Origin of the sequence: Thermobrachium celere DSM 8682, assembly GCF_000430995.1 — a bacterium.
Lineage (GTDB): Bacteria > Bacillota > Clostridia > Clostridiales > Caloramatoraceae > Thermobrachium > Thermobrachium celere.
This window is the reverse complement of the sequence record NZ_HF952018.1, coordinates 1,450,424-1,462,328: the sequence shown is the minus strand read 5'-3', so window position 1 is coordinate 1,462,328 and position 11,905 is coordinate 1,450,424. Positions and strand designations below refer to the sequence as shown.

General features: G+C 31.3%; 10 protein-coding genes. 9 read left to right on the top strand and 1 reads right to left on the bottom strand.

Going from position 1 to position 11,905, the window contains the following annotated elements; genetic code table 11:
• Positions 1-14: 14 nt before the first annotated feature.
• The gene (locus TCEL_RS07700) at positions 15-1,361 is read right to left on the bottom strand and encodes a Na+/H+ antiporter NhaC family protein (protein ID WP_018662866.1); all 1,347 of its coding nucleotides are present in this window, start codon (positions 1,359-1,361) and stop codon (positions 15-17) included.
• Between the two features lie 177 nt (positions 1,362-1,538).
• On the opposite strand from TCEL_RS07700, the gene TCEL_RS14220 reads away from it, so the two are divergent.
• The 9 genes from TCEL_RS14220 to TCEL_RS07660 all read left to right on the top strand — a co-directional run bounded on the left by TCEL_RS14220 (position 1,539) and on the right by TCEL_RS07660 (position 11,891).
• Complete coding sequence (locus TCEL_RS14220) at positions 1,539-1,733, top strand: PAS domain-containing protein (RefSeq protein ID WP_084739329.1); 195 nt, start codon at positions 1,539-1,541, stop codon at positions 1,731-1,733.
• Positions 1,734-1,738: 5 nt separating this feature from the next.
• Positions 1,739-2,212: a helix-turn-helix domain-containing protein gene (locus tag TCEL_RS14215; protein ID WP_341348979.1), complete on the top strand. Its 474-nt coding sequence runs from the start codon at positions 1,739-1,741 to the stop codon at positions 2,210-2,212.
• Between the two features lie 56 nt (positions 2,213-2,268).
• On the top strand, positions 2,269-3,654 hold the full coding sequence (locus TCEL_RS07690; RefSeq protein ID WP_018662862.1) for a tryptophanase: 1,386 nt from the start codon (positions 2,269-2,271) through the stop codon (positions 3,652-3,654).
• Between the two features lie 203 nt (positions 3,655-3,857).
• Complete coding sequence (locus TCEL_RS07685) at positions 3,858-4,418, top strand: hypothetical protein (RefSeq protein ID WP_018662861.1); 561 nt, start codon at positions 3,858-3,860, stop codon at positions 4,416-4,418.
• A gap of 213 nt (positions 4,419-4,631) precedes the next feature.
• Positions 4,632-5,300 (top strand): hydrogenase nickel incorporation protein HypB, encoded by a 669-nt coding sequence (gene hypB, locus TCEL_RS07680; RefSeq protein WP_018662860.1) that lies wholly within the window; start codon positions 4,632-4,634, stop codon positions 5,298-5,300.
• Positions 5,301-5,326: 26 nt separating this feature from the next.
• Positions 5,327-8,017, top strand: coding sequence for an FAD-dependent oxidoreductase (locus tag TCEL_RS07675; RefSeq protein WP_018662859.1), 2,691 nt, complete (start codon positions 5,327-5,329; stop codon positions 8,015-8,017).
• 46 nt (positions 8,018-8,063) lie between these two features.
• Positions 8,064-8,405 carry a hydrogenase maturation nickel metallochaperone HypA/HybF gene (locus TCEL_RS07670; protein WP_018662857.1) on the top strand — a complete coding sequence of 114 codons (342 nt, stop codon included), beginning with the start codon at positions 8,064-8,066 and terminating at the stop codon, positions 8,403-8,405.
• A gap of 396 nt (positions 8,406-8,801) precedes the next feature.
• On the top strand, positions 8,802-10,322 hold the full coding sequence (yjeM, locus tag TCEL_RS07665; RefSeq protein WP_018662855.1) for a glutamate/gamma-aminobutyrate family transporter YjeM: 1,521 nt from the start codon (positions 8,802-8,804) through the stop codon (positions 10,320-10,322).
• Positions 10,323-10,529: 207 nt separating this feature from the next.
• Positions 10,530-11,891, top strand: a complete 1,362-nt coding sequence (locus tag TCEL_RS07660; RefSeq protein ID WP_018662853.1) for a Na+/H+ antiporter NhaC family protein — start codon at positions 10,530-10,532, stop codon at positions 11,889-11,891.
• The last annotated feature ends 14 nt before the right edge of the window (positions 11,892-11,905 follow it).

The window sequence follows — 11,905 nt, the reverse complement described above, 5'->3', positions numbered from 1 at the left end:
AAGGGCTTTTTTTACTAACAACTGGAGGTTAATAACCTTTTGTTATATTTTTTACTTGAAAAATAAATACATATAAAGTTTATTATTGGAACTAGATATAGATAAACTGCATAGGGTATAAAACCTGTGCTACTTACTCCCATTGTTATTGTAGGAACAAAAGCTGCAATATTCCAAGGAATTAAGGCAGCTAACACTACGGCTGTATTTTCAATATCTAATGCTAAAGTAAATTTTTCAATATTTATATTTTTATAGCTTTTATTCATAAGATGGTTTGTTAAAATGATTGCAATTGATTGATTACATCCGATAGCAGCAATAATTATGCTAGTTATAAGTGTGTATGTGAATAAATTAAATCGTGTTTTAGCCTTTAAAAGAAAGGTTTCGATTAGGGATAGCATTTTTGTTCCATCAAATATTCCAGACAGAGCAGATGATATAAAAACAACTAAAGATGCCTTCCACATTGAAATTATTCCGCCACCTTTAATTATATGCTCAAGAGGATTTGATTTATCTAAATGAAATCCAAATAAAATATAATTTATAACTTGATTCAATGTACAATTTTGAAGAGTTATTGCTATTATTGAAGCCAATAAGATACTAATTAACATTGAAATTTTAACATCAAGTTTTAAAATAGAGGATATTAAAATTACTATTGCAGGAAGCAATACAATTAAGTTAATTTTATATGTTTGAACTATTTGTTTAGTTAAATCAGTTTGTACAAAGTTAATTGATTTTTGAATAGATAGAATTAAATAAATAATGATAGATAGTATAAATGGGATTATTGATGTTTTAAACATATTTACTATATTTGTATAAAGATTAGTTTCGGTTAATGTAGCTACTAAATTTGCACTAGATGACATAGGTGAACACCTATCTCCAAAATAAGCACCTGCTATTATAGAACCAGCAACTATATTTAAATTAACATTTGTACTTTTTGCAATTAAAATTAATGCAACTCCAACAGTACTTACTGTTGCAAGAGAAGAACCTAGTAGTAATGAAACAACACAGCATATTAAAAAACTATAGAGTATAAAATATGTTGGTTTTATATATTTGATTCCATAGTATATTATTGAAGGAACTGTACCAGATGCCATCCAAATACCAGTTATTGCACCAATTAATATAAATATTTTTAATACAACAAAGGATTTTTTTCCACCATTAATTGACATGTTTATAATATCAGTTATTTTATATCCTCTTTTTAAAGAAACTAAGGAAAAAATTATAAATCCAAATATTAATGGATAGCCTACAAATATACCTTTATATATTGAAAATATTAATGCTACAAATGTAATAGACATTCCTAAAATAACATCCATAATAACACCTCTAGCAAATCATTTACGATTATATGTTAACATAATGAAAATAACTATACAAATAGATTTTGTTCAATAAAAAAATATTCAAAAATGTAGAAAAATATTGAAAATTATAAAATGATGAATTATAATAGACTTGGATAAAAAATTATTATCATGATAAAAAATTATTAAATGGTTGAGGTTATTATGGAAGATAAGATACTACTAAAAAATTTTAAAAATATAGTAGAGTTTTTAGGAGAAGTATATGGTTCAACATGTGAAATTGCATTATATGATTTAACTGAAGGGAAAAATGAGGTTTGTGCAATATGTAATAATAATTTAAGTGGAAGAAAAGTAGGAGATCCTTTGACTAAAACTTAAAAAAAATTATAGAAGATAAGCTATATATAGATAGAGATTATATTACAAGGTTTCCTTCAAAGACAAAGGATGGTAAAGTATCAAGAACATCTATCTTGTTTATAAAAAATAAAGATGGAAACTTGATAGGTCTTCTTACAATAAGTTTTAATTTAGATGATTTAATAAGTTCTGCAAATTTTTTAAATAAATTTTTATCAGAGTTGACAGGTGGACCAGAAAGAAATCTTGCAGAAGAAAAAGGCCCAATTTCTGAGGATTTTAGTATACCTGTTGAAGATTATGTAATGTTAATCATTCAAAAAACTATAGAAGAAGTTAACATATCGCCAGATAGGATGTCAGCAGAAGAAAAAATAGAAATAGTACAAAAGCTAAATAGCAAAGGGGTATTTCGTTTTAAGGGTGCTGTAAATGAAGTAGCAAGGCAGCTAAGATTGTCAGAACCAACAATATATAGGTATATAAAAAAGGAGTAGATTAATAAGCATAATAAATATGCTTAAAGATAAATTACACAAGGGGGATAAGTGATATGGCATTTAAGAGAAAACCAGAACCATTTAAGATTAAAATGGTTGAACCACTAAAAACTACAACAAGAGAGCATAGAGAAAGAGCTCTAAAAGAAGCAGGATATAATCCTTTCTTATTAAAATCAGAAGATGTGTATATTGACCTTTTAACTGATAGCGGTACAGGTGCTATGAGTGACTATCAATGGGCAGGTTTAATGCTTGGTGATGAAGCTTATGCAGGTAGCAGAAACTACTATAATCTAGTTGATGCAGTAAAAGAGATAATAGGTTATCCTTATGTAATACCAACTCATCAAGGAAGAGGAGCAGAACAAGTATTATTCCCATCACTTATAAAGAAGAAGGGACAATATGTTCTTGGAAATATGCATTTTGATACAACAAAAGCACATATTGAGCTAAGTGGAGGAAGAGCAGTAAATTTAATTACAGATAAGGCTTTTAATACTGAGGAATATTATGATTGGAAGGGAAATTTTGATCTTGATAAATTAGAAGACTTTATTAAAAAGCATGGAAGAGATGAAATTGCGTTTATACTAATAACAGTAACTTGTAATAGTTCAGGTGGACAACCTGTATCAATGGAAAATATAAGAGGAGTAAGAGAAATTGCAGATAGATATGGAATTAGAGTATTTATGGATGCAGCAAGATTTGCTGAAAATGCATATTTTATTAAAAAGAGAGAAAAGGGATATGAAGATAAATCAATAGTTGAGATTGTTCATGAAATGTTCTCATATACTGAAGGTTTTACAATGAGTGCTAAAAAGGATGCAATAGTAAATATTGGTGGTATATTAGGTATAAAGGAAGATGTTGAGTTATTTAATGAATGTAGAGCAAGAACAGTTCCAATGGAAGGATTTATAACATATGGTGGATTAGCAGGAAGAGATATGGAAGCTCTAGCTAGAGGATTAAGAGAAGGAGTAGATTTTGAATACCTAGATTATAGAATTTCACAGGTTGAATATCTTGGAGAAAGACTAAGAGAAGGTGGAATTCCAATACAATATCCAACTGGTGGACATGCAGTTTTTGTTGATGCTAAAAAGCTCCTTCCACATATTCCATATTATCAATTCCCAGCACAAGTTTTAGTTAATGAATTGTATTTAGAGTCAGGTATTAGAGCAGTAGAGATAGGTTCATTTTTACTAGGACGTGATCCTGAGACAGGAGAACAGCTTGAATCACCACTAGAACTTGTAAGATTGACAATTCCAAGAAGAGTTTATACAAACGATCATATGGATGTAGTAGCAGATGCATTTATATCAATTAAGGACAGAGCACCATACTTGAAGGGATTAGAATTTGTATATGAACCAAAAGTTTTAAGACATTTCACAGCAAGATTAAGACCAGTTGAGTAATTATTAAATAGTGTTCAAAAGTGAGCTTTAAAAAGTTGTATATATAAGCCCCATGAAGGATTTCTTAAATTAGGATAATATTTTTCTAGAGTTTCTGAAATCCCTTTATGGGGTTTAAATTTTAACTTTTATACACAAATATTTACAACATATGGTAAAAATATTATAATTGTAGTAAATAGTGTATATAAGAAGGAGATTTTATGAAAAAGTCAAAAATTATATTTATTGCTATTGTCTTTATTTTTATTATTTGTTCTTATACCTATATCAATAGTTTTACATTTGCTATTTGGAAATCAGGATTTAGTACTAAAGATATTAAAGTGTTGATAAATGATAAAAACATAGATAGTAGGGAGTATAGAGTTGTAAAAACAAGTTCTAAAAAACAGAAAATAGTTCTTTTATATATGGAGAAGAATAGATTAGGCGTATGGAAAATATTATATTATACTCCTCCAGAGTACGACTTTTTCGGTAATCCAATAGATGATGAAGTAAATTTTAATGTAATTTGGTGGATAAAGCCATTATTTAAAATAGAGAACGAAGTGGCTGTGCATTCATCAGAGTTTCACGAACTTTATTATGGAAATAATGCAAATAAAAAAATTGAATTTACAAATGGTCAAATTCCAAAGGATATATGTGTAGAAATAAATCAACAGGAGAATGAGTACTGGATTCACCTTATATCTAATAAGCCTATCAATATTGATATTTATGAAATATTAAAAAGGTCGGGATGCATAAAAAATTGATTATATGGGGATGTATTTAGATTAATTTTAATCTAAATACATCCCCATAATTTTTAATAAAATTTAATGAAGGAAATTATAAAAATATTTAGAATATTTATAATATCAAAATCAAATTGTTTTGAATTTGTCAAACTAAAGGTTTAAATACCTTCTTGTCCTATAAAATTTAATCAATTCATAAATATATAGTATAAGTGGAGGTGTATATAAATGAATACTTTCAAAATAATTGAAATTAAAGAAAGTGTATTTGCTAATAATGATAGACAAGCATCTTTGTTAAGAGAGGAGCTTAAGAAAAGAAAAACCTTTCTTTTAAATCTTATGTCTTCACCAGGCTCAGGAAAAACCACAACAGTTTTAAAGACAATTGAAGCATTAAAAGATGAGATGAAGATAGGAGTTATGGAAGCAGACATTGATTCTGATGTTGATGCAAGTTTGGTTTCAAAGACAGGAGTAAAAGTAATACAGCTACATACAGGTGGAATGTGTCATCTTGATGCATATATGACAAAACAAGGGTTAGATGAACTTGAAATAGAGGGACTTGATTTAGTAATACTTGAAAACGTTGGAAACCTTGTTTGTCCAGCCGAATTTGATACAGGAGCTTCAAAAAGTGTGATGATTTTAAGTGTACCAGAGGGAGACGATAAGCCTTTAAAATATCCTTTAATGTTTTCAGTAGTAGATATTCTTTTAATAAATAAAATTGATGCAATGAGTATATTTGATTTTAACATTGAAAAGGTTAAAGAACGAGTTAAGAAGATCAATCCAAATATAAAGGTAATACCAATTTCTGCAAAAACAGGTGAGGGTTTTGATGAATGGATAAATTGGTTGAGAGAAGAGGTTAAAAGTTGGAAGAAATAATAAAAATTAATTAGGGGGATATATTTATGGTAAAAGAAAAAGTTCTTGATTTGGCAAACAAAATAAGTATGACAAAACGTGGGGCAAAAAATGAAATAACACCAAATGACCCAGAATATAAGATACTTGAGCCTATTGTTACAGAGGAGATGGCAGAAGTAGCACTTTACCTTGAATTTAGAAAACCACAGAGTGCTGAAGAAATAAGTAAAAAATGTGGTAAATCTTTAGAAGAAACAGAAAGACTGCTTTGGGAATTAGCAAAGGTTGGTGCAGCATTTGTAAATAAAATTGATGGAGTAGATAAGTTTTGGCATGAAGTTTGGGTTCCAGGACATATGGAAATGATAGTAAACAACAGGGAAAATGCAAAAAAATATCCTCAATTAGGAAGGGCCTTTGATGAATATGGTAAGAAAAAAGGGCCTATTGCAGCAGGTAATGTACCTATAGGACTTGGACCAATGAGAGTTATTCCAATTGAAAAAGCAATTCAAGGTGAAACAAGAAGGGCATCCTTTGAAGAGATATCAAAATATTTAAATGAGAATACTATTTTTTCAGTTTCAGATTGTTCTTGCCGTACAGCTAGAGAAGCAATGGGAGAGGGATGTGGTCACTTAAAGGAGGATATGTGCATACAACTTGGACATGCAGCTGAATATTATATAAGAACAGGAAGGGGAAGACAGATTACTCGTGAAGAAGCCTTTGAGATAATAAAAAGAGCAGAAGAAAATGGTCTGATGCACTGTATTCCAAATACAGATGGACCAGGCAAAACCCATGCTATATGTAACTGCTGTGGATGTGGGTGCTTTGCTGTTAGAATTGCAAATATGTTTGTAAATCCAGATATGGTGCGTTCTAATTATGTTGCACAGGTGGATAAGGATAAGTGTGTTGCCTGTGGAGAATGTGTAGAAAACTGTCCGACTAATGCATTAAAACTTGGACAAAAGTTGTGTTCAAAAAAGCCTATTGTTGAGGAGAAAAGGGAACTTCCATATGATACAGAATGGGGTCCAGACAAATGGAACCCTGACTATAGAATAAATAGGAAGGTTGTTTTAGAAACAGGCTCAAGTCCATGTAAGGCAGAATGTCCAGCACATATTGGTATACAAGGTTATATAAAGTTGGCAGCTCAAGGAAGATACACTGAAGCACTTGAATTGATAAAACAGGAAAATCCTTTCCCAGCTGTATGTGGAAGAATATGTCCGAGATATTGTGAATCAGAATGTACAAGAGGAGATATTGATGATCCAATTGCAATAGATGAAATAAAGAAGTTTATTGCAGAACAGGATTTAAACCAAGAGAGAAGATATATACCTAAAAAGAGACATAATTATGGTAAAAAGATTGCAGTAATAGGATCAGGTCCTGCAGGATTGTCATGTGCCTATTATTTAGCTATAGATGGATATAAAGTAACTGTTTTTGAAAAAGAAAAGGTATTAGGAGGTATGTTAACTTTAGGAATTCCATCATTTAGACTTGAAAAGGATGTAGTTAATGCTGAAATTGATGTGTTGAAAGAATTAGGTGTTGAGTTTAAAACAGGAATTGAGGTAGGAAAAGATGTTACAATTAATGATCTAAGGGCTCAGGGATTTGAAGCATTTTATATTGCAATAGGAGCACAATCAGGTAGAAAGCTTGGAATTGAAGGAGAAAATTCAGAAGGCATTATTACAGGAGTTGAGTTTTTACGTAAAGTAAATCTAGGAGAATTAAAAAGTCTAAATGGTAATGTTGTAGTAGTAGGTGGAGGAAATGTTGCAATGGATGTTGCAAGAACAGCAGTAAGATTAGGTGCTACAAAGGTTGATATTTATTGTCTTGAGAAAAAAGAGGAAATGCCTGCATTAGATGAGGAGATAGAAGAAGCAGTATCAGAAGGTGTTAATATAAATAACTCATGGGGACCAAAGCGTATACTTGTTGAGAATGGGCATGTTGTTGGAGTAGAATTTAAACGATGTGTATCAGTGTATGATGAAAATGGAAAATTTAATCCTAAGTATGATGAAAATGAAATAGTTACAGTTAATGCTGATTTTGTATTAGTTTCAGTAGGACAGGCGATTGATTGGGGTGGACTTCTTAAGGGAACAAATATAGAAATAAATAAAAATAATACTGTTAAAGTTGACCCAGATACTTATCAAACAACTGAAAAGGATGTGTTTGCAGGAGGAGACATTGTAACAGGACCAAAGTTTGCAATAGATGCAATTGCAATGGGAAAAGAAGGGGCGATTTCAATACATCGTTTTGTTCATCCTGGACAAAGCCTGATATTAGGAAGAACTAAGAGAAACTATAAAGCATTTGATAAAGAAAATGTTATTCTTAAAGGATATGATAGGACACCAAGACAAAGACCTATTCATGTTGATGGTAGTAAGGCTAAGGAAACCTTTAGAGATTTAAGAGGTACCTTTACAGAAGAACAAGTAAAAAAGGAGACAGAGAGATGTTTAAGCTGTGGAGTTACAGTAGTAGATGAATTTATGTGCATTGGTTGTGGTCAATGTGTAACAAAATGTAGATTTGATGCTATTAAGCTTGTTAAAAAATATAATGCACAAAATCCTGAATTTAATAAGATGAAACCAACTATAATGAAATATGCTTTAAAAAGAAAGATTAGAATAACTCTTAAAAAGCCTTTCAAATACATGAAGTCGTTTTTCATTAAAAAATAAATAAGTTTTAAAGGTGTTATAAGTTTTATTCAAAAGAGGTGTTTTTATGCATGAACTTGGTGTAATGATAGAAGTAGTTAACTATGTTGAAGATTTTGCAAAAAAGAATGGGTTAACTAAAATAGATACATTGGTACTTCAAATAGGAGAACTTTCAGCAATCATTCCAAGATATATTGAAGCATGTTATCCGGCTGCTATAGATGGTACAATGCTGGAGAATACAAAATTAAAAATAGAGGTACTACCTGCAAATGCGATATGTAGGGAATGTAGTAAAGTTTTTAATGTTGTACAAAATAATAAGATATGTCCAAGATGTGGAAATGAAAAGTGGGAATTATTATGTGGCAAAGAGTTTCTGATTAAAGAGATAATTGCTTGTTGATAGACCAGCTATTTTGGCTGGTCTTATTTATTTACTATCATGTGTATAGGGGGGACGTCTATAACCCATATATTAATTTTTTTTAACATAATGAAAAATATTATGCATAAAAATCATAAATGCAACTTGTTTAATTAATATTCAGAAAATTTTATATTTAAAGCAACTTTTTATAATTGAATAGCATAGGCTATTTTATTCATTTTTGTAGTTTTGATGTATAAACGAAGTATGCAAATGCAATTTTTCGACAGGAATTTGAACAAAAGATAAAATACATTGAATATTCGAAATATAAAAACTTTTTATTGAATTATTGCATATGCTGTCGAAATGTGTATAATAGTATTTGTGTGGCAAACACACAAGAAAAAATACCTAAGGAGGGGGACATAAATGGCATCAAACAAGAAGCCAACAGGAAAACTTACACTGGCATCATTAATTCTTATGATCTTTACATCAGTGTACGGATTTAACAACATTCCAAGATCATTCTATAAGATGGGATATGCAGCTATTCCATGGTATATCCTATCAGGAATAACATTCTTCATTCCTTTTGCATTCATGATGGCTGAATACGGTGCAGCTTTCAAGAATGAAAAGGGTGGAATTTATTCATGGATGGAAAAATCAGTAGGACCTAAGTTTGCTTTCGTTGGAACATTCATGTGGTACGTATCATACATTATTTGGATGGTTAACGTATCACAAGGTTTATGGATTCCTCTATCAAATGCAATATTTGGTAAGGATACAACAAAGACTTGGTCACTATTTGGACTAACAGCTCCACAAACTCTAGCTGTTTTAGGTATTCTATGGATTATATTCGTAACATATATTTCAACTAAGGGTCTTGAAAAGATTAAGAAGATTACTTCACTTGGTGGTACTGCAGTTGCAGCTCTAAACATTCTACTTTGGGTAGGAGCTCTAACAGTACTTGTATTAAACAAAGGACAACTTGCTCAACCAATTGAAGGACTTAAGTCATTCACTCAATCACCAAATCCAAAGTTTGCAGGAAACATTATAGCAGGACTTGCTTTCATAGTTTACGCAATCTTTGCTTATGGTGGAATTGAGGTAGTTGGTGGACTAGTTGACCAAACAGAAAATGCAGAAAAGACATTCCCAAAAGGAGTTGCTATATCAGCAGCTGTAATATCAGTAGGATATTCATTAGGTATACTACTAGTTGGTATATTCACTAACTGGACAAAGGTTATCAACCAAGAAGGTGTTCACTTAGGAAACGCTGGTTACGTAGTTATGGCTAACCTTGGAGTAGAGCTAGGTAAAGCACTAGGATTCAGCGATGCTACTTGCATGGCAATGGGAGCAGGAATAGCTAGATTTATAGGTCTTTCAATGTTCTTAGCATTAATGGGAGCATTCTTCACTCTAACATATGCACCACTTAAGCAAATAATTGAAGGTACTCCAGCTGAACTATGGCCAGGAAAGATGGGAGAACTTAAGGACGGAATGCCAATAAACGCTATGAAGGTACAAGCTGCTACAGTTGTAGTTATGATAGCTTTACTTGCAGTTGGTGGAGATTCAATGTCAAAGTTCTTCGACATACTAGTTGCAATGACAAACGTTGCGATGACTCTACCATACATGTTCCTATCAGGTGCATTTGCTCCATTCAAGAAGAAGACAGAAATCCACAAGCCATTTGAAGTGTTCAAGAGCTATGGTAGTGCACTATTTGCTTCAATAGTTGTAACACTTACAGTTGGATTTGCAAACTTCTTCACAGTACTTGAACCAGCTCTAGCTGGAGATATGAAGACAACATTCTGGTCAGTTGCAGGACCAATATTCTTCTCAGTAGTTGCTCTTCTAATGTACTCAAATTATGAAAAGAAGGTAGCTGCTAAGAAGGAAGAAAAGGTTGCATAATTAATGAATTTTAAGCGAAGCCGAAGGGCTTCGCTTTTGTTTTTTGAAATTATAAGCTAAAATGTAAAAATAAAATTACAATTGTAAATAAAATTTGCAATATTTCGTAAATTTTTATTTACAATTGATGCATAAATATAATATAATTGTAATAAAAATTATGGTATGCATTTTGCATGTGTATAAGAAAAAATAGGGGGGATTTAGATGAATAAACAAAATGCATCAAGTAGAGGGGTAGCTTTAATTCCATTTGTTATTTTTGTATCAATATACCTTGGTATAGGAATATATTTGCAAAGAAAGGGTGTTGAGCTGGCCTTTTATCAATTTCCTGCACCTGTAGCAGCCTTTATTGGAATAGTTTTTGCATTTTTGCTATTGAGGGGGAGTATAAATGAAAAATTCGATACTTTTATAAGAGGTTGTGGGAACCCCAATATAATTATCATGTGTATTATATATTTACTTGCAGGTGCATTTGCTACAGTATCTAAGGCTATAGGAGGGGTTGATTCTACTGTCAACCTTGGTTTGACATATATACCAGCTAATTATATTATTGCAGGTATATTTTTAATTGCTTGTTTTATATCGTTAGCAACAGGGACATCAGTAGGCTCTATTGTTGCACTTGGACCTATTGCAGTTGGTTTAGCACAAAAAGCTGGACTTTCAATGCCACTGACCTTAGCATCTCTATTAGGTGGAGCTATGTTTGGAGATAATTTATCAGTTATTTCAGATACAACAATTGCAGCAACAAGGACACAAGGGTGTGAAATGAGAGATAAGTTTAGAGTAAACTTATTTATTGCCTTGCCAGCAGCTGTTATTACAATAATATTGCTCTTAATTTTTGGAAGGCCAGAAACAGTGCCAAGTATACAAGTTTATGACTTTAATATTATTAAGGTAATACCTTATTTAATGGTTTTAATATTGTCATTAATTGGAGTCAATGTGTTTGTTGTGCTAACTATAGGTATCTTGTTTTCTGGTGTTATTGGATTGTATTATGGTGAATTAACTTTTTTAACCTTTAGCCAGCAGATATTTGAAGGATTTAAAGGAATGATTGATATATTTATACTTTCAATGTTAACTGGAGGATTAGCTGAACTTACTTCAAAGGCTGGGGGAATACAGTATCTAATGGAAAAGATTCAGAAATTAATTAGAGGTAGAAAATCAGCAGAAATAGGAATAGCAGCTTTAGTTTCTTTAACAGATGCTGCTGTAGCTAATAATACTGTAGCTATAATTATTAATGGTCCAATTGCAAAGGAAGTAAGCAGGAGATATAAGGTTGATCCTCGAAGATGTGCATCAATATTAGATATATTTTCGTGTATTGTTCAAGGTATAATTCCATATGGTGCTCAAATGCTTATATTACTTAGCTTTGCTAAAGGTACAGTATCACCTATAGATGTAATTCCTTTAGTGTGGTACATACACTTATTGGCTATTTCAACTATTATATCAATATTTATACCTTTTTCAGACGGAATAATAAAAAGAACACCGTGGGATTTTGATAAAGAAGTAAGTATGGATGAAATGTAAAAAATAAGTGGCCT

Bases quoted from the DNA above. Each gene is read 5' to 3' on its own strand.
- hypB (WP_018662860.1), top strand. From the start codon at position 4,632: ATGAATACTTTCAAAATAATTGAAATTAAAGAAAGTGTATTTGCTAAT.
- TCEL_RS07690 (WP_018662862.1), top strand. From the start codon at position 2,269: ATGGCATTTAAGAGAAAACCAGAACCATTTAAGATTAAAATGGTTGAA.
- TCEL_RS07670 (WP_018662857.1), top strand. From the start codon at position 8,064: ATGCATGAACTTGGTGTAATGATAGAAGTAGTTAACTATGTTGAAGAT.
- TCEL_RS07685 (WP_018662861.1), top strand. From the start codon at position 3,858: ATGAAAAAGTCAAAAATTATATTTATTGCTATTGTCTTTATTTTTATT.
- yjeM (WP_018662855.1), top strand. From the start codon at position 8,802: ATGGCATCAAACAAGAAGCCAACAGGAAAACTTACACTGGCATCATTA.
- TCEL_RS07675 (WP_018662859.1), top strand. From the start codon at position 5,327: ATGGTAAAAGAAAAAGTTCTTGATTTGGCAAACAAAATAAGTATGACA.
- TCEL_RS07660 (WP_018662853.1), top strand. From the start codon at position 10,530: ATGAATAAACAAAATGCATCAAGTAGAGGGGTAGCTTTAATTCCATTT.
- TCEL_RS14220 (WP_084739329.1), top strand. From the start codon at position 1,539: ATGGTTGAGGTTATTATGGAAGATAAGATACTACTAAAAAATTTTAAA.
- TCEL_RS07700 (WP_018662866.1), bottom strand. From the start codon at position 1,361: ATGGATGTTATTTTAGGAATGTCTATTACATTTGTAGCATTAATATTT.